Source organism: Paenibacillus terrae HPL-003 (genome assembly GCF_000235585.1).
In the GTDB taxonomy this organism is placed as follows: domain Bacteria; phylum Bacillota; class Bacilli; order Paenibacillales; family Paenibacillaceae; genus Paenibacillus; species Paenibacillus terrae_B.
The window spans coordinates 1,825,325-1,844,002 of record NC_016641.1; the positions used below are offsets into that span (position 1 = coordinate 1,825,325).

An 18,678-nucleotide genomic window follows, 5' to 3' on the forward strand; every position below is an offset into this window, starting at 1 on the left:
TCAGGCTCTTCAAAACAGGCGGGTAAGAACTGTTTTCGATTGTGGAATGAACTACGAAGCTGAGTGAAGTGTTCCTGGATGTATCCCAAAAAGGCAGGGGGAAGCGAGGAGACATGTAAAAAGTCCATGTCCTGTTGGGTCTGTATGATGTGTATGATGAAACCTTCTAAAAGAAAATAAGGCTTACCTATGGAAGCGGCCTTTCAAAGTAATAATATCTGCTTTCTTGGCAAAGACGGATTTAGTGTGATCGTAAGTCCGTTCCTATTCACTCTTCTTGTTCGTATTAATTTCAGAAAAATACATTGAAGATAACGCATGCGATGGTTCTTTCTGTAAACAAAAACTCTATTCTGGCCGATACATACATAAGATGGGTTATTGTTAAATATGCCCTCTTATTTTCATATTTTGAAGTAAACTCTCATCTTTTTAAGAAGAAGGGACTACCCCTATGAACTATATGGACGAGCATATTCTAAGTCTCAAAAATAAGCTTAATCATGATGTTGCATCTAATAATGTAAATACGAGCCTATCTCAAACTGCTGTAACCGATCAGGACAAATTCGTTTCTGAGAAAAATTCGGCATTACGGTTGGGTGATGAGCTCATTACGTTGGAATGGAGAGTGATTTTGGACGGACAAATGGAGATTAGCGTCCCGAAATCTTTTAGCCTGATGCCACTAGAGCAAGCCAAATTTAAATATCCATCGGAACATCGTCCGGAGGTCATTTATACCTCGGAAGATGGAACGGCGAATATTACCTTTAATCCGACAGAAACCACTTTGGCAGTCGAGGGGCTTCCCGAGTTTGTGGAGCAAATGGCGGACGTTCTGCGCTCTGTACAACCGATTCGTAATTGGATAGGTACTGAAATGATCGTGAATCCTTCCGGGCTGTCCATCGGGATGATCCGTTTTATAGCTGCAGGCGTGGATACGAATTTGTACAACGAAATCCTGCTGTTCATCCATGCAGGACAGGTGATGATGGGTACGTTTAACTGTATGGAATCGGACATGGAGGTATGGCTGCCTGTAGCGGAAAATACAGCACAATCGCTCCATAGAGTGCCGTTGCCCTTACATCCTACGTTTGAGAAAGGAGCGGATTCGTTATGAGTCTGGGCTACGATAATATCCAAATCCATCCCTACGAGCTGGTCGAGCTGGAGCAGCTTACCCTCACGAAGAAAATCAACGAGCATACCCGGCTCTATTTTACAGGGATCATCCCGGAAGACATGCAGGACAGCTATGTGGAAACGACGGAAAAGAACACCGTCATCCAGGTGAGCCAGCGGGATGAATCGGGCGAAAGCAAGCCGCTGTTCAGCGGGATTGCCCTATCGGTCGAAGTGAAGGTCGTGCGGGACGTGTACTATCTGGAAGTGGAGGCGATTTCCCATACCTACCGGATGGATATCCAGCAGCGTACTCGTTCTTTTCAATATACCAAAATGACCATTCCTCAGATGCTGGGGCAGATCGGCAAGGACTACGAAGGGCTGGATGTGATTGATGGAGCGACAGGTGGAGAGCAAATCGGACGACTGGCCATCCAGTATCAGGAGACGGACTGGGCTTTTTTAAGACGCATGGCTTCCCGTTATCACACGAGCCTGATGCCTGTGGCCCGTTTTGACAGTCCAAAATTTTATTTTGGCATTGAGGATAGCCCGGCACAGGTGGTGCTGGATCATACTCGTTATACGGTGCGCAAGCAGATGTTGCCTTTCCGCTACTTTCAGGAGAATGAGCAGGCAAAGGTGACGGAAAATGACTTTATTTTCTATGAGGTAGAGACGGACGAGGTACTGGATCTGGGCGCCCAGATGACATTTCAGGGACATGCTCTGTTTGTCATTGAGGCTTATACGGAAATGAGACAGGGGTTGCTGCGGCATCAATATGTGCTTGCCTCGTACAAGGGCTTACGGCAGAAAAGCTACTATCAGGAAATGCTGGCGGGCGCTTCGTTAAGCGGAGTGGTCGTGGATGTGCGTCAGGATCAGGTACGTATCCATCTGGATTGCGACGAGAAGCAGGCGGTCGATCAGGCGCATTGGTTTAACTATTCGACGGTGTATAGCGGCGGGGGACATACCGGCTGGTACGTGATGCCGGAAAAAGGAGACCCAGTTTCACTCTATTTTCCGGGCAGCCGTGAAGAGGATGGGGTTGCGGGAAGTGCGGTCCGACGTGCAGGCAGAGGGAGCGGACACAACAAGTTTTCCAATCCGCAGATGAAAATATGGCGGACACCCCATGGCAAGGAGATTCGTTTGGGGCCGGATGAACTGGTCGTGACGGGCAAAGATGGTGCTATTTTTATCAAGCTGGACGACAAGGAAGGCATTCATATCGTAAGCAGCAAGCAGGTAAGTATCTCAGCGGGTGGCAATTTGAGTCTATCTGCTGGGAAAACGATGAGTTTGTCCGCAGGCAGTGAGCTGCGTATGGATTGCAACGGCAGTCATATTCAATTGAGCGGATCAGCGGACATGAAGGGCAGTGAAGTGAAGTCGAATTAGGCTGTAGTGCGGAGGCTGAATGGCAGCAGCATGATGATATGAAATAGGAAGAGCTTTAGGTGGTGGATGAAAGCAAATGGAGAAGCCTATATATGAGCTAGACCCGCAGCAGCAGCAAGTCATCTTAAATCAAGCGTGGTTCCTGATCCGCAGAGACTGGGCGCTGAAGTTCAAGGTGACGCAAGAGCAACGGATTCAAGCCTGTGTAGAGGAATTTCGGGGATATTGCCGGGACATTCGGCAAGAGCAGCTTCAAGGAAGAAAAGGAAAGATCGGTTATATCACGTACTCCATGCTACGTACCACATGGTTGGAGGAGCGGCCTACCTATCTGGTGGAGGCAGCGAACGCTTTATGGGTACTTGATTCTAAACCGATCCGAAGCGAATGGGATACAAGCTGGACATATTCCTATTGGACCGATTTGCAACAAAAATTGCGAAGGGAGGTAGAGAAGCAGCATGTTTCTCTACCGGAGCTTGAATGGGAGCAGGTCATGCTGGAGGCAGCGGTACATATTCATGTGCTCGTTGTGAATATGATGCGTTTGGCGATAAAAAAGGCGGTGTGCTTACCGGAGTTTCAGGAGCTGGAGCGGGAAGAGATATTCGAGATTCGTGTGGGGGAATATATGGACCACAGTGTATCGGTGTATCGAGAAGATCGCAGAGCCATGGAGGCGAATGAGATTCGGTCGTGGTTGGAGGAAAAAGAAGAACATGTGTACAGCAATCAGGCGTTGACCCAAGTTCAACTGTCGGATGGAGATTATAGTCAGTTGGATTTCCGCTATACGGCTTTTCGCCAAATCGAGATGGAACATAGTCGCTTGCATGGCTGTGTCTTGGTTGGAACGGTGTGGCAGGAAAGTCAGCTAAATGGAATCGACTTGACATACAGCTTGCTTCATGGAGCCGATTTTAGCGGATGCTCGATGAAAGGGGCGATATTGGATGTCGTTATGGGCAACGCCGGATATGGATCAGATGATTCTTTAGATTGGGAGCCATTGGGTTTTGCTGGCGTAGATTTCACAGGGGCGAGCTTGCAGGGGGCTCGTTTTCAAGATGCACAGCTGCGAGGAGCTGTATTTCAAGATGCCCTGCTGCAAAAAGCGTCCTTGAATGGAGCAGATCTAACGGATGCCTGCTTTACCGGAGCGGATGTGTCAGGTGCCTCCTTTAAAGGGGCTTGTTTGATCGGGGCTGATTTTACGGACGCCATTGTACAAGGAGTCATTTTTACCGATGAACAGCGTAGAGGAGCCATTGGTTTGGAATGGGCAACTCTTGAGGCTTCCCTTTCATATGGAGAGCCGTCTGCATCTGCACAGGTGAGGGATGCCGTGACTAAAAGGGAGTGGCTGCATTGAGATATTTTCGACTGATGATGGATGAGCGGGTAAAACATCGGGTAGAGCCTGCCGCGCTATCTCCCTTGCAAGTAGAAGACATCCTGACGGAGACCCCCGGACAGGAACAGCAGGATGATCCTCTTTTTCTGGCTGTACATACCGATTCACGAACGGTGTACCCAGATTTTTTGGAATTTCCTCTGCCGCTGGTGTCGGATCGGATGAAAGCATTATTGGAGAAATATATGCCGGGACTGGAATGGAGAGCGGCCATCCTTACCGATTTCCAGCAGGCCAGACAGGAGGTGTACTGGGTGCTTCGTCCGCCGATGGTGGACCTTTTGTCCTCACAAACGGAATGGTACCCCAATGATACGTTGAAGCGTTTGATACTGAGACAGGGGGAGATGGAGCCGCCTGTTTTTCGGATTGAGGGACTGATCGAACCCCATATCTATATCCATTTGGCTGTGGCGGAAAGCCTGCTGCGTCGATCTTTTACAGGCATTCGAGTACAACGAATCGAGATGGAGCACTAAGGAGGATAGAGCAACATGGAAGAAGCTCAAGTGAACCCGGGAACGGGTGCGAAAAAAAGCTATGTCGTGGCAGGAGCGATCTTAAGTTGTAGTTATGGCACGCAACCTACCCGTTTGAAAAGACCTTTTAGCCATGGCGTCTACGTTAAAAATAAAGCACAAATGAACATTGGAGATTGCGTGCCTGGAGTGAACATCAAGTCTTTTGGGAACTGCTCCAGTCTATTAAATCCAGCCGTGCAGGCTAGTGAGATGGTGGACATCTATGGCGTGAAGAAAGCCCCGTGTGTTCCGGTCCTGACCATGCCGTGGCTGAACGGGAAAAGTGACGTGAAGATCGAGGGCCAGCCCGCCTTGACACAGAACTGTACCCATCAGTGTCTGTATTGTGGTCATATCCAAATTGAAAATGATGGGCAGGAGCTGGATTAGGGTCTGTTTTAAAGCCGCTAGGTTTCGGAAGCGATCTCGCGGCTTTATGCCGCCTGAAAGGAGACGTGAACTCACTTGAGCGTATTGCAAAACGGAATCGGGTATGAAAGTCTGCGTTTCTACGGTTCCTTTCAGCCTTTACATATAGAAAAGCTTCAAATTACAAGAGCCATCAACGATCACGCGTATCTGACGGTAAGCGGCATGCTGTCGGAAGAACAGGGCGCCGCATGTATTGGACAGAACATGGAGGATGAACCGATCGTCATCCGCCAATTGGATGAGCAAGGACAATCGCTAAGACGATTGTTCCATGGCATCGTTACGCGTCTATCGGTGCATTGCACTCGGGGCGTGTATACTTTTGAACTGGAGGCAGCTTCACATTCGTACCAGATGGATATCAAGCTGAAAAATCGATCCTATCAGGATATTCATCGTACCTATGATGATCTGGTCACAACGATGGTTCGAAAATACCAATACGGAGATGCCATTGATACCGTCACGAATTATGCCAAACTGGACACTTTTATTTTACAATATGAGGAGACGGATTGGGCGTTTTTAAAGCGCCTTGCCTCTCGCTTTGGGTCGGTGCTGGTGCCGGAGGTAACGGCTGCTTCGCCCAAGGTTTTTTTCGGGATGCCGGAAGGCAAACCGTATAAGGTGGAACGGGATGTATTTTACCGGGTACGGAAAACGTTTCATGAGCTAGATGAGGGAAAGCCGGGAGAACGCGCAGGTTCGTATGTGACTTATGTGATCGAAAGTTTGCTTTATGTGGCGCTAGGAGATCTCATTACGTTACCGATTGGATCAGGAAAAGAACTGGTTGTCGTTCGGGCGGTGACACGTTTAGAGAACGGTTTGTTGCTCACTCGTTACGATCTCCAGGCTGAACAGGATATTCGCTATGCCCGTTTTGAGAACGATAAGGCTACGGGAATTACATTGACGGGTAGTGTGTTAAAGGTACAGCAAGACTTTGTACAGCTCCAACTGGATATCGACCGTAAACAAGACCCGGCTAAAGCATGCTGGTTTCCGGTGGCGACTTGCTATGTAGCGGAAGAACACAGCGGCTGGTATGATATGCCGGAGATCGGGGAGCGTGTGGAGCTTTACTTGCCGACGAGCCGGGAACATGAAGCGTATGTGACGGATTCGCTACGGCAGCAGCGACACGCAACGAGACAGCCAGACGTCAAAGTATGGAGACATGCGCAAGGAAGTGGCGTGGACATGTCGGAGCAAGAGCTAACGCTGTCCACCTCGGGAGCATTTTCCATTACACTCCATGAAGGGAGTGGTATAACCGTCAGCAGTCCGGGAAATGTGCAGATTCAAGGCAGTCATGTGAAGCTGGATGCTGGTCAGGAGCTGTCACTTGAGGCGGGAAGTGCATTGTATCTAAAGGGCGGCGCCAGCAGTATGGTGCTGGATGGCGAAACGGATACCAAGGCTCCAGTGATTCATCAGGAGGGTACGGTGAAGGCTCCAGTGTTCGTCATGGACCTTCCTCCCGTACCGGAACCGCCGCTGATGAATATTAAGGCATATGAAGCAGCACAATCCGCAGCCGCGAAGGCTTCATCCAACAGCACAGCAAAGACGCCGACCGCGAAGATCACGAGCCCGGCAGCTCAAAAAAAAGCCGATGCGTTGCTGGGTACGGTGTCCAAGCTGTTAGGCTCCATTCCGTTGATGGGAGTAGTGGCGGGAGTTGCGGTGGGAGCAGCAGCGCTAATCGGACCTATGGGAATAGCAGCGGGTTCGATTCTGCTCGCAACCGCAGCTATTCCTGTTCGCAGCATAGGAACGAGTCGTGCTGGAGGCGGAGGTGCTAAAGGTAGTTTGCACCCGCTGAAATATTTGGCTGGTTTAGCACTTGAAGGACTCATCAGTCAGTATGAGCACGAGCAAGCCAGAGATGCCTATTATAGCAAGTGGATACTGGGGAAGGTGCTTACAAGTGCGCGTGCGTTAGGGTTACCCACTTCATTGGAGGGCTTAGTACCCTACATACGGCATGCAGCTCAGCTTGCAAATGAAGTGGCACATTCATACCAACAGATTCCTGCGGACTTAAGACAACGCTGGAGGGCGAACTACGACAGTTACATGGCTCAGCAGCCGAAGCCGAAGCAAGAAGAAAAAGAGCAGTCATGGTGGGAGCTTATGGCGGCAGTCCAGGTCCAGAATGCGGAAAATGAAGCCATTATGGCGAAGCAGATGGCGAACGAGTTGGAGTATGCCGCAGATGTGAGTGGAGAAGTTATATTAGGAGCAGCAGCAGCGGTTGTAGAAGATTATTCGTTTGGATTAATGAATAAGGAATATACTTCAGATCATCCGAAGGCGCGTAAAACAGGTGAAGTGATTGGACATGCCTTGGCAACTGTAGCCGGAGCCGTAGAAACGGTTGGTGCTGTGACAGAAGGATTTTTAGGTGGTTTGGTAACAGCTTCAGGAGTAGGGGCACCTGTAGGCGTCCTTGCTATGGCACAATCTGTCGTTTTGGGAGCACATGGGACGGCGGTAACGTATACCGGAGCATCCAATAGTGTGGAAAGTACTAAGGATCTTTATCGAATGTTTGAAAGCGAGGGGCCAAGTCCTAATAGCTCAACGCCGTCTAAGGCTTCTAGTGCGAAGTCAGGAAAGAGTGAAGGAACACCTTCCTCGCAGAAACCAAGCAAGCCAAACGAGAAGCTACCCGAAACTAAGGGGACAGGTGAAGTTCCGAAGAGAACATATGAGCCTAGTCCCAAACATGACCCCCAAAGTGGGTGGGGAAGTCCAAACCCAATTCCAGATGCTGAAACAGGGCAAAAGTTATTGGATACAGCATACTCATCATCAAAAAATAAGCAGCTTTACAATATTCATGAGGGGAAACTTGTTAAATTTCAACCAGATGGCGAAACGGGCTGGCATCCATATGAAGTTACGAACCCTGCTAAGGAAGTACCTGCCGATGTATTAAGACAGTTCCTAAAAGACGGTAAGATTACGAAAGTGGAGTACAATAAGCTATTAAAGAATAAGTGAGGTGCGTCATTCTGAGGACATTTGGAGATAAAAATACTTTTGCTATCCAATATGAATTTGTAGGTAATCCTTTTAATGAAAACAGTTTGAATGGTGAAACATGGGGAAGATTTGAATTCTTTGTTTATGGAAGAGATGTTTGCCAATATAAGAGAGAGGACATTGTAACACCCTTTCAATGGAACTTGATTTATATTGTTGAATGGTTTAGCGAAAATCTTAAGCATATATTGAGTGATGAAGCATTTCCTCTTCCTGTTGAAGGACAAAACTCTCTTGAAATTATAGATAATTGTTTGTTGTTTGAGTCAGATAATGACGATGAATTTGATGAATGGTTCGATACAAAGCAAGAATGGGAGTTTAAACACTCATGGTTTTCAAATAGAGCAGGCTCATTTTTGCCGGATGTATTTTTCAGAAGAGTTATCGGTAAAATAGAGATTGCTTGGAATAATGAATCAATGTACTCATCGGAAGGAATTTCTTTTATCAATCCAATTGGAGTTGAATATGTACCACTCGGCATATTTGAACCCACTATCAAAAATTTCATCGAAGATTTCTTGGATAATCTTCTGCTAAATTCTAAAAACAAATGTGACGCCGAAGAAGTTTATCAAAAAATAAAGAAATTAATCAAATAGTTAGTTCTTCTTTGGGAAGCTACCCAGTGCTGAATGAACCCATCATTCAATAGGTCAATTATGGTCAGGTACCACCATGATTGACCTTTTTTCATTTTCTCAAAGGTTTTTCAAAATCTTTCGCAGTGGAAAGTGTTAAAGATCTGTATCGAATGTCTAAAAGCGAGGAACCACATAGTTCGACGCTGTCTAAGCCTTCTAGTGCGAAGCCAGGAAAGAGCGAAGGACCATCTTCCTCGCAGAAACCAAGTAAACCAAACGAGAAGCCGACCGGGACTAAGGGGACCGGACAAGCTAAGTATTCTACAAATAATTTACCGAAAGATCCTAAGGAATTAATTAATAATGGCTGGAAAGATACAACGCCAGAGGGAATGATGAAGAATACTAGCTCGCGAGAGTATATTGACCCTGCTACAGGAATGAAAATTAGGTTTGATCCTGAGAAACCAGGAGCAAATGGTTTTGAGGGGAAAGACCATTATCATATTCACAACCCAAATAGTACAGGGAAAAATGATTATTACCTTGATGTTAGTGGTAATCCGGTAGCAAAAGGCTCGAAAGCATCTCACATTATACCTTAGATTAGGAGAGAAAAATGAAACCATCAGAATTTATTAAAGCATATACTCTTTTTGATAGCCTTGTAGAGGAATTAGAATATGATGAAGTCAAGAAGCAATTAAGGATGACTTTAGAATTGTGTCAGTGGAAGCAATCTTTCTATGTTGAAACTGAACCAGAAATGCAGCTTGGAATATTAATTTTCTCTGATGTCACATTTTACAAAACGGAGCCTCGATTATTTAATTTGGACAGTAGTGAAATACTAGAGGTTGATTTACTCCCATTTGATGGTGAAGATGAGCGTATTAAAATAGTTCTTAATGGTTTGGATGATGTAATTGTACTAAACATTCAATCTAGCGAGGTTAAGTGGAGAGAAATAAAAAAGGAGGATGGACAATAGTTAGGAGTTTACAACGTAACAGCAAGGTCGTACAATACAACCAACAAACCAAACACTAAAAATTTAACAAACTTGATAAACATTCAAAAGCTCTTTCCAACTTGAACCATGAGTAGGAATGAGCTTTTTTTGTATGCTCAAAATCAAAGTCTGTATGATACGCATGATGAAACCTCCTAGAAGAAAATAAGGGCACCCGAATAGAGGACCTATCAGAGTAATAATATCTGCTTTCTTCTTTGGCAAAGACGGATTCAGTTCGATCCGTAGTCTGTTTCCGTTCATCCTCTTTTCCATATTAATTCAGAACATACATTGAAAATAACGCATAGGATGGTTCTTTCTGTAAACAAAATCTCTATTCTGGCCGATACATACATAAGATGGGTTATTGTTAAATATGCCGTCTTACTTTCGTATTTTGAAGTAAACTCTCATCTTTTTAAGAAGAAGGGACTATCCCTATGAAAACTATATGGACGAGCATATCCTAAGTCTCAAAAATAAGCTTGATCATGATGTTGCATCTAATAACGTAAATACGAGCCTATCTTAAGCTGCTGTACCATTCATATGATTACACGGGGGGAGGTGAATCGAGAAACTTGACGGCTTTTTGATAACGGTTCAATGGTGTATGCAACAAATCAAACTTGGGAGGAATGGAAATGAAAAAGAGGATTACAAATGTAATGAGTATTGTTTTATTGTTTTCTCTTGTAATATCTTTATTAGGATTGCAAAGTACTACAACTTATGCTGCCGGTCTTTCGATCATCGGTGGTGGAGGCTGGAATGAAACTGCGTATGTAAAATGGTCACCTGAAAGCAATGCGGAGGGGTATAATGTATATGTTAAACCTGTAAACGCGTCAGATTCTTACTATCGACAAATTGATAGTGAACTGATCCGGAAATACCCTTCCTATTGGAGAGCTGATGCTGTAGGTCTTGCAGCTGGAGATTATGTAATGAAAGTTGAAGCCAGGCTAACAGACGGTTCAACGGTCAGTGCTGTTTCAGATAATCTATCCGTAGCGTCACATGACAGATCTGGATTTGCCTTCTCATCAGACTCGCTATATGGCACGGGCTCGGGTGCTTATAATGAAGACGGAACACTTAAGAATGGTGCCCAAGTTCTGTATGTAACATCCAAGACTGCACAAACAGTGACCCTCGATGTGAAAACCAACAGCTCAGGTCGTGTTCAAACGGGTGTTGGTCTGGGCGAGATTTTGGCATTAAGACAAAAAGGCTATGATACAACACCGCTTGCAATCAGATTTATTGGAAAAGTTACAGAAGATGACATGAAAGGACAACTTAATAGCAGTGGATATCTTGAAGTAAAAGGCAAAAAAAATTATTCGGAAATGAATATGACGCTTGAAGGTATCGGGGACGATGCTTATGCTTACGGATGGGGAATACTTCTTAGATATGTCGGAAATGTGGAAGTCAGAAACCTGGGTGTGATGTTGTTCCCTGACGACGGTATTTCAATGGATACAGGAAACGCCAATGTTTGGGTGCATAATAATGATATATTCTATGGATCTGCAGGAGGAGATGCTGACCAAGCAAAGGGCGATGGTTCCACAGACCTTAAAAAAGGATCGACCTATATTACAATCTCTTATAATCACTACTGGGATTCAGGAAAAGCGGCTCTGGTCGGCTTAAGTGAATCGTCAGAATTCTTTGCCACCTTCCACCATAACTGGTTTGATCATTCAGACTCCCGTCATCCACGTATAAGAGTGGCATCTGTGCATATATATAATAACTTCTTTGATGGAATCTCAAAATATGGTGTCGGTGTTACAATGGGAGCTTCAGCCTTTGTAGAATCTAATTATTTTAGACATGCTAAATACCCAATGCTGAGTTCCTTGCAAGGTACGGATGCTTTAGGGGAAGGTATATTTTCAGGCGAAAACGGAGGTGTGATTAAGGCCTACAACAATAGTATAGTTGATGCTGCCAGTCTGATTTATGCCAACTCCAATAACGGGACAGCTCCGGCCAATAAAAACTCCTTTGATGCGTACTTAGCTTCGTCGAGAAATGAAACCGTACCAAGCTCATACAAAGCATTAAAAGGAGGGACAGCTTATAACAACTTTGATACAAGCGTCGATACTGGAGTGAATGGTGCTGACATTGATAACGTAAGCGATGTTGGACAAATTGTTACTGCAAAAGCTGGACGCCTGAATAACGGAGACTTTACATGGAAATTTGATAATTCTATTGATGACACGTCATATGTACTCAATTCAGCTCTAATGGCTAAAATAAGAAGCTACACAACTCAACTTGTATCTGTAGGGGGAAATTCAGTCCCAACGGAGCCTACACCGACTCCTATTCCGGAACCAACCCCGGGTCCAGTTCCAGAACCAACACCAGAGCCAGCGCCAACGCCTATTCCGGAACCGACACCAGAACCAACCCCGACTCCTGTTCCGGTACCAACACCTGGAGAACAAGTTCATAACTTCACCATAGCTGGAACCAATAGCGACTTCTTTGATATTAAAGGGAATCTTTCGGCAAACAAGGGAACTGTGGAGTATAGTGGTTTGACTCTAACTCAAAGTTTAAAAATCGAGAGCTCAACCAGTATTGGTTTTACCACTACGGAAGCTTCAACATTAACATTAGTGTTTAATTCAGCAGACGGAACAAAAATCAAGGTTGATGGAACCAGTTATTCAATGACTGATGGTATTGTCAGCGTATCACTTGCTCCTGGCGCACATACCATTACAAAAGATACCCCTGCAAATCTTTATTACATGGAATTGGAATAGATTATCTCTGATGAGTTTTGGCTTTGTTGCCAATGCAAAACACCTCCAAGATTGTCTCCATATCTAGCGATATGGTTGCACTCTCTTGAAGGTGTTTTAATTTGTCTCACGTTATGGGATCAGTCTCCTTTACCCCGGCAGAATTTTTTTCATAACCTGTTTTAACTCCGCTACTATAAGAAAGTTGACAATCACTAATAAGAGTCACGAACTCACCTTTCCCAGATGTACAGGACTCCATGCCTCGGCCTGGCTGGGATATTCCCAAGCGGCAAAGAAGGTTGCGATATTTTCAGCGATCCATACCAGACGACCACCAACGAATGTCAATCCAAAAAATGGTGGGTGAAAAAATTCAAATAAATCGCTGCTGCAAGAAGTACGACTACCCAAAACGCCGGACACTTAACCAACCCACCTTTAATCTCCTCGACGCCTGACAAAGTTCCAAGCCCGGAACGTACCATCCACCACTGAGGTGAAAATAACGACAGGAAACAAACACGATAAGGCTTGCACCCAACCAAAACTTGTTTTAGTGCTTTCATTTTCCATCTCATCGATATTCTTTTGAATAAGTATTGACACGGATAAAAAAATATTATATCTTTATATCAAGATAAATAAATTAAAGATATAAGTGATCAAGAAAATTTTAAATATGGAGGTATAGATATGATTACAATTTTAAAAAGAATTAATCAGCTTGCCCAAAAAGCAAAAGAAGTGGGGTTAACTGAAATTGAAAAAACGGAACAAACCGATCTTCGCAAAGAATACCTTCAAATCTTTCGGGGTTCTGTAAAAAGCATCCTCCTGAATGCTACTATATATGATCCGCATGGAGATGATGTTACTCCTGAAAAGCTGAAAAAAGAACAGGCTCAAATCGTTAAACAATGAGTTTAATTTTGCTGAATATCTTTAACTTTAAATTCTTTAAACAAATACAATATGGAGAGTGATTTTTATGTTGGCAAGTGGATTGTTACTGATACGTTTGGTGGTTGGATTGTTATTTGTGGGGCACGGAGCTCAGAAGCTTTTTGGCTGGTTTGGCGGCTATGGTCCAAAGGGTACCGGCGGTTGGATGGAATCGATCGGAATTAAGCCCGGAGTATTCATGGCAGTTTCCGCTGGGTTGATGGAATTGCTGGGAGGAGCCCTATTTACTTTAGGACTACTCACTCCATTGGCTGCATTGCTCATTACGTTGACTATGCTCGGGGCGATTTTCAAAGTACACGCTCAAAACGGGATTTGGGCAACAGCTAATGGCTATGAATATCCGCTAGTGCTTATTGCAGTCGTAATCGGCATTGCTTTGATAGGTGCAGGCTCATATTCCATTGATGCAATACTTCAATAAAAATTTATCCCCTATTCGTCCTATGTATCTCTAACTACTTAGACGAATAGGGGTTAACTTTTTGTTGTATGGTTATTCTGTCGAAGTTTTTTTTCGTGCGTCTCCATTCGTTGCTTTCTCAGTGAAAAAGTAAAGCAAAGCTAACAGCGGCAGGGCGACTCCAATGAGAGAACTTAAGTTCCAACCTCCTTGCGCATAAGACCAACCGCCTAACGATGATCCAATGGCACCGCCTACGAAAAAAATAGACATGAAGAGTCCGTTCAGACGCCCCCGTGCTTCACTTCCCAAGGAGTAAATCACACGCTGCCCAAGTACAAGATTTCCCGATACGGCCATATCCAGTGTAATCGCTGAAACAAAGAGCAGTATGAGAGCAACTGTCGAATGGTTTTGAAAAAGATAGATTAGCAAAAAAGACAAGGCGGCAATGAGCATGGCTAGCCCGGTTAGCAATCTGCTCCAGCCTTTATCAGCCAATCTCCCGGCAATCGGAGCTGCTACTGCACCGCCCACGCCTACTAAAGCAAACAATGCAATACCTTGCTGGGACATTCCGAAATCATCCGCTAATCGTAGAGGAACGACAGTCCAAAATAGGCTGAAGGCTCCAAATAGACAGGCTTGATAGAGGGCACGTCGGCGCAATATAGGCGTTTGTTTTAAAAGAGTGCCTAGAGAGAAAATCAATTTACTGTAAGATACCGTAGGCGAGGGCTTGCGCTCAGGAAGAGCTCGCGAGAGCAGAACCGTCAACAGCGTCACGACAATCGCTGACAAAATAAATACGGCTTGCCACCCCCAGATGCTGGTTATAAAGCTTGCTATCGGTCGTGCAAACATAATGCCTAGCAACAGTCCGCTCATTACATTCCCGACAACGCGGCCACGCTGTTCTTCAGACGCTAAGTAGGTGGCATATGGCACCAGTATTTGAGCTACCACCGATCCAATTCCAATGAACAGAGATGCGGTCAGGAACAACGGCGCATTGGGGGCGAATGCTGCTGCGAGCAATGCACCGACTGTAATCACTAACGATACGACCATGAGGCGTCGATTTTCAATAATGTCGCTGAGCGGTACGATAAACAGTAATCCTACAACATAACCGACTTGAGTTAAAGTGACAATGAAGCCCGCTGTTGTGGAAGAAAGGCCCATAGCAACATGGATAGGCCCTACAAGGGTTTGAGCATAATAAAGATTGGCAACGATAAGGCCGCAGGCGGCTGCCAACAGAAACATCATCCAATTTGAAATACGGTTACTTTCTATGGCTTGTTGTTCTCTTTGCATGATAATCCTCCTCATGATTGTTTAGTATTTGTGCAACAACACTCATTATTTCAGTGCTGCCAGAAAAAATAAATACTGAACGTATAGTTCATTAATTCGATAATTAAATAATATACTGAACGTTTGGTTTTGTAAATAGGTAAATTCGTTTTATTTTTACTCGATATTTGATATACTGAACGTACAGTTTATTTTTTGTGTTTACATACATCTATTAGAAAGGGGGCATTCCAGTGCAGAGTAAAAGAGGACGACCGCGTAATGTCGAGACGCAAAAGTCTATCCTTACCGCTTCCTATGATCTACTGTTGGAGCATGGCTTTGGAGCGGTCACGGTAGAAAAAATTGCTGAGCGAGCCCAAGTTAGCAAAGCGACCATTTATAAATGGTGGCCTAACAAGGCTGCCGTGGTAATGGATGGCTTTTTATCAGCTTCCATAGCAAGATTACCTGTGCCTGACACGGGTTCTGTATTAAGTGATATTCTCATTCATGCCACGAATTTAACACGGTTCTTGACAAGTCGGGAGGGTAAAATCATCACGGAGTTAATAGGTGAAGGGCAGCTAGATTCAGGAGTGTCAGAGGCATACCGGACCCGATATTTCCATCCTCGACGGCTTGAGGCCAGGCTTCTTATGGAGCGAGGGATTGAGCGTGGGGAATTGAAGAAAAATCTCGATATTGAATTAAGCACAGATCTCATTTATGGACCAATTTTTTATCGATTGCTGGTAACTGGTGACCCATTAGACGATTCCTATGTGCAGCAATTAGTAATGAATGCGTTCGAAGGAATTAGCTTGGAATGAATCAAGAATAGAGAAGCAAAGAGGATGTCTCAATATTTGGATTTTCGAATTTTGAGTTGTCGGAAGAGGAAAAAAAGTGATTCCGGCGTTCAGCAGTGAGGACGGATATGGGGGCAGGACCCCAAAACATATGAAGAGCTATAACACGGAAGGATATACTCCTCTCCATGTGATCAGCCCGCTCAGAGAGTGGGCTTTTTCTGTTTCATGAGTAAGGTTGTAGACTAGACACCCAAATGTGAGGGAAATGAACCCCTTTTTTCCGAATTTGATGTATTATATGGTAGGAATGCAGTCTTTTCGAAGGGAGACCATGATGGGGATTCTGTCGAGATTTAGGGATATTATGAAAATGAATGTTAACGCCTTATTAAATAAGGTGGAAGATACGGAAAAGGCAATTGACGATTGCATGCAGAACTTGAACATCGACCTGGGCAGAGTGAAAGCGGAAACCGCTTCGGTGTTGGCGGATGAGAGAAGAGCGAAAAGAGCATTGGATGAATGCAGAACGGAGATCAAAAAGCTTCAGGATTATGCTATTAAGGCAGTGGAAGCTGGCAATGATGAGGACGCTCGAAAGTTTCTGGAGAGAAAGGTAATGCAGGTGGAGAAACTAGGACAATTAGAAGCCTCTTATGACTTAGCTTCTTCAAACTCCGCAAGTATGAAACAAATGCAGGATAAGCTAGTGTCCGATATGGGCCAGTTGGAAGCACGGCGCATCAATCTAAAAGGGAAGATGGCGGCTGCCAAAGCACAGCAATCATTGAACGCCATGGGTGGCAAGGATTCCGTTTTTGAAGCCATGGAAGAGAAGGTTAATCGGGCTTATGATGAAGCGATGGCCATAGCCGAGCTTAGAGCAGGGACGAAGGACGATCTGGATGATTTATTCGCACAATATGAGAAGAGTACGAATGCGGAAGATGAGCTGGCTGCAATTAAAGAAAAAATAAACAATAAGCAACCATAACAGTTTCTACAAGATAGAGGTGAGCAGATGCCAGTTATTGAATACAAATGTCCAAACTGCGGTAGTGGCATGGTCTTTGACAGTGAAACAGGAATGTTATCTTGCCACAGTTGCGGAAGAAGGGACAATATCGAGTATTTTCCGGATCCTTTGGCGAATCAAGTTTTTTTAGAAGACGAGGCCAAGGAGTATCATTGCACCAGCTGTGGAGCAGTCATTATGACTGAAGTGGAGACAAGCGCGACGGTATGCAGCTTTTGCGGTTCAGCGGTTGTTCTTGGCGATCGACTGACAGGGGGACTGGCTCCGGCGCTGGTCATTCCTTTTTCGATCAGTAAGGAAGAAGCCATACAAGCTTTTCGAAAATGGTGCAAGAATGGTCGTCTGACGCCGAACCGGTTCATGACAGCAGATCGAATCAAGGGAATCACCGGGATGTATGTGCCCTTCTGGTTATATGAATTACATAATAAAATTGAGGTACAGGGTCAGGGTACCAAGGTGAGAACCTATACGAGCGGGGATTACGAGTATAAGGAAACGCAGCATTTTGATGTATATCGGAAAATCCGCCTGAATTATGTGAAGGTTCCGATTGATGCTGCGGAGAAAATGAACGACGAGCTGATGGATAAATTAGAGCCTTTTCCTTACGATCAGCTAAAACCTTTTAAAACGCCATATCTGGCGGGCTATATTGCGGAGAAGTACAGTTATAACGAAGAGGAGCTTTTCCCGCGAGTGAAAGACAAAGTGAAGGAATACATTGATTCTTATATTCAATCTACGGTGTCAGAGTACACGGCCGTGAACTATACGGAAAAGCAAATTGATACTATATTAAAGCAAGCGGATTATGTCCTGCTTCCAGTATGGGTTATACATTATGATTACAATCAATTGGAGCATACGTTTGCCATGAACGGTCAGACGGGTAAAGTAGTCGGCAAGCCTCCGATTAGCAAGTTCAAGGTGACGGCCTGGTTTGCAGGTATTTTCGGCATTTCCCTCTTTTCATTGAGGCTAATCACTTGGTTGATCATGGGGGGCGGATTTTATTGAAAAGACATAGAGCGATTGTGGTCGTTTTGTTGTTCTTTGCTGTTTTTCTAGCTGTTCCGATGGAAATGAAGGGTGAAGCGGTTACAACAGAAATGAAGCCACTGATTTATGATGAAGCAGGACTGCTTAATCAGGAAGAGTATGATGTGTTGAACACTATGGCTAATCAATACGGAGCGGAAAGAGAAACGGACATTATTATTTATACTACCCTCAATCCCGACAATATGGATGTTATGAAATTGACGCAGGATTTTTATGATGACCATGGTCCTGGGTATGACAGATCTCATGGGAACGCGGTCATATTAACGATGGATATGATGAATAGGGAGATATATTTGGCTGGCTTTTACAAAGCGGAGCGGTATTTGGATGACGACAGACTTGATAAAATACGTGACCAGATCAGCCCGGATCTGACGAATGGCAACTATGGGCTTGCATTCCAAAAGTATATTCTGAGTGCGCATAGATATTTGGCCATCCGTCCAGGGGTGAATCCAGACAGTATATTTTTTAAAGGCTGGCTTCATTTGGCGGTTGCACTGGGATTGGCGGCGATTATCGTAGGCAAGATGGTTTCCAATTCTGGCGGTCGGGTTACGGTAAATCGGCAGACCTACGAGGATGCAAGCACTTCAGGAGTTTTGGAGCATCGGGATCTGTACCTTCACACAACGACTACGAAGCGGAAGATTGAGAAGAGCAGCAGTAGCAGTAGCTCAGGCGGTGGTGGGGGAACCACCAGTGGCGGTCATTCGCATAGCGGCAGCAGAGGATCATTTTAACTGAAGGGAT

Annotated in this window: 17 protein-coding genes and 1 pseudogene; 16 read left to right on the forward strand and 2 right to left on the reverse strand. The window is 44.9% G+C overall.

The window, feature by feature from the left end:
- The first annotated feature begins 454 nt into the window (after positions 1-454).
- From HPL003_RS08400 to HPL003_RS08445, 10 genes are all read left to right on the forward strand, one after another.
- Positions 455-1,129: a hypothetical protein gene (locus HPL003_RS08400; protein ID WP_014279197.1), complete on the forward strand. Its 675-nt coding sequence runs from the start codon at positions 455-457 to the stop codon at positions 1,127-1,129.
- Positions 1,126-2,541: a phage baseplate assembly protein V gene (locus HPL003_RS08405; RefSeq protein ID WP_014279198.1), complete on the forward strand. Its 1,416-nt coding sequence runs from the start codon at positions 1,126-1,128 to the stop codon at positions 2,539-2,541. Before HPL003_RS08400 ends, HPL003_RS08405 begins: the two co-directional genes overlap by 4 nt.
- Positions 2,542-2,617: 76 nt before the next feature.
- Positions 2,618-3,913, forward strand: a complete 1,296-nt coding sequence (locus HPL003_RS08410; RefSeq protein WP_014279199.1) for a pentapeptide repeat-containing protein — start codon at positions 2,618-2,620, stop codon at positions 3,911-3,913.
- A 14-nt stretch (positions 3,914-3,927) separates the two neighbouring features.
- A complete protein-coding gene (locus tag HPL003_RS08415) occupies positions 3,928-4,434 on the forward strand; it encodes a hypothetical protein (protein ID WP_043922594.1) in 507 nt (168 codons plus the stop codon).
- A 15-nt stretch (positions 4,435-4,449) separates the two neighbouring features.
- Positions 4,450-4,866: a DUF4280 domain-containing protein gene (locus HPL003_RS08420; RefSeq protein WP_014279201.1), complete on the forward strand. Its 417-nt coding sequence runs from the start codon at positions 4,450-4,452 to the stop codon at positions 4,864-4,866.
- 75 nt (positions 4,867-4,941) lie between these two features.
- Complete coding sequence (locus HPL003_RS08425; protein ID WP_014279202.1) at positions 4,942-7,920, forward strand: contractile injection system protein, VgrG/Pvc8 family; 2,979 nt, start codon at positions 4,942-4,944, stop codon at positions 7,918-7,920.
- A gap of 86 nt (positions 7,921-8,006) precedes the next feature.
- Positions 8,007-8,567: a hypothetical protein gene (locus HPL003_RS08430; protein WP_238533456.1), complete on the forward strand. Its 561-nt coding sequence runs from the start codon at positions 8,007-8,009 to the stop codon at positions 8,565-8,567.
- An 80-nt stretch (positions 8,568-8,647) separates the two neighbouring features.
- Entirely contained in the window at positions 8,648-9,154 is a 507-nt protein-coding gene (locus tag HPL003_RS29655; RefSeq protein WP_014279204.1) for a hypothetical protein, read from the forward strand.
- Between the two features lie 14 nt (positions 9,155-9,168).
- On the forward strand, positions 9,169-9,540 hold the full coding sequence (locus HPL003_RS08440) for a hypothetical protein (protein ID WP_014279205.1): 372 nt from the start codon (positions 9,169-9,171) through the stop codon (positions 9,538-9,540).
- Between the two features lie 668 nt (positions 9,541-10,208).
- Complete coding sequence (locus tag HPL003_RS08445; protein ID WP_014279207.1) at positions 10,209-12,359, forward strand: pectate lyase family protein; 2,151 nt, start codon at positions 10,209-10,211, stop codon at positions 12,357-12,359.
- Positions 12,360-12,488: 129 nt separating this feature from the next.
- On the opposite strand, the pseudogene HPL003_RS29660 reads toward HPL003_RS08445, so the two are convergent.
- Positions 12,489-12,804 (reverse strand): annotated as a pseudogene (locus tag HPL003_RS29660) (DUF817 family protein); the annotation flags it as partial.
- 230 nt (positions 12,805-13,034) lie between these two features.
- Here HPL003_RS29660 and HPL003_RS08455 point away from each other — a divergent pair.
- On the forward strand, positions 13,035-13,262 hold the full coding sequence (locus HPL003_RS08455; protein ID WP_014279209.1) for a DUF896 domain-containing protein: 228 nt from the start codon (positions 13,035-13,037) through the stop codon (positions 13,260-13,262).
- A gap of 67 nt (positions 13,263-13,329) precedes the next feature.
- Positions 13,330-13,728 carry a DoxX family protein gene (locus HPL003_RS08460; protein WP_014279210.1) on the forward strand — a complete coding sequence of 133 codons (399 nt, stop codon included), beginning with the start codon at positions 13,330-13,332 and terminating at the stop codon, positions 13,726-13,728.
- Between the two features lie 72 nt (positions 13,729-13,800).
- Here the strand turns inward: HPL003_RS08460 and HPL003_RS08465 are convergent, their stop codons facing one another.
- Entirely contained in the window at positions 13,801-15,027 is a 1,227-nt protein-coding gene (locus HPL003_RS08465) for an MFS transporter (protein ID WP_014279211.1), read from the reverse strand.
- Positions 15,028-15,260: 233 nt separating this feature from the next.
- On the opposite strand from HPL003_RS08465, the gene HPL003_RS08470 reads away from it, so the two are divergent.
- The 4 genes from HPL003_RS08470 to HPL003_RS08485 all read left to right on the forward strand — a co-directional run bounded on the left by HPL003_RS08470 (position 15,261) and on the right by HPL003_RS08485 (position 18,668).
- Positions 15,261-15,839, forward strand: a complete 579-nt coding sequence (locus HPL003_RS08470) for a TetR/AcrR family transcriptional regulator (RefSeq protein ID WP_014279212.1) — start codon at positions 15,261-15,263, stop codon at positions 15,837-15,839.
- A 316-nt stretch (positions 15,840-16,155) separates the two neighbouring features.
- Positions 16,156-16,815, forward strand: coding sequence for a PspA/IM30 family protein (locus HPL003_RS08475; protein ID WP_014279213.1), 660 nt, complete (start codon positions 16,156-16,158; stop codon positions 16,813-16,815).
- A gap of 27 nt (positions 16,816-16,842) precedes the next feature.
- Positions 16,843-17,877 (forward strand): TFIIB-type zinc ribbon-containing protein, encoded by a 1,035-nt coding sequence (locus HPL003_RS08480; protein WP_014279214.1) that lies wholly within the window; start codon positions 16,843-16,845, stop codon positions 17,875-17,877.
- The gene (locus HPL003_RS08485) at positions 17,874-18,668 is read left to right on the forward strand and encodes a TPM domain-containing protein (protein ID WP_014279215.1); all 795 of its coding nucleotides are present in this window, start codon (positions 17,874-17,876) and stop codon (positions 18,666-18,668) included. The genes HPL003_RS08480 and HPL003_RS08485 overlap by 4 nt, the downstream gene beginning before the upstream one ends.
- The last annotated feature ends 10 nt before the right edge of the window (positions 18,669-18,678 follow it).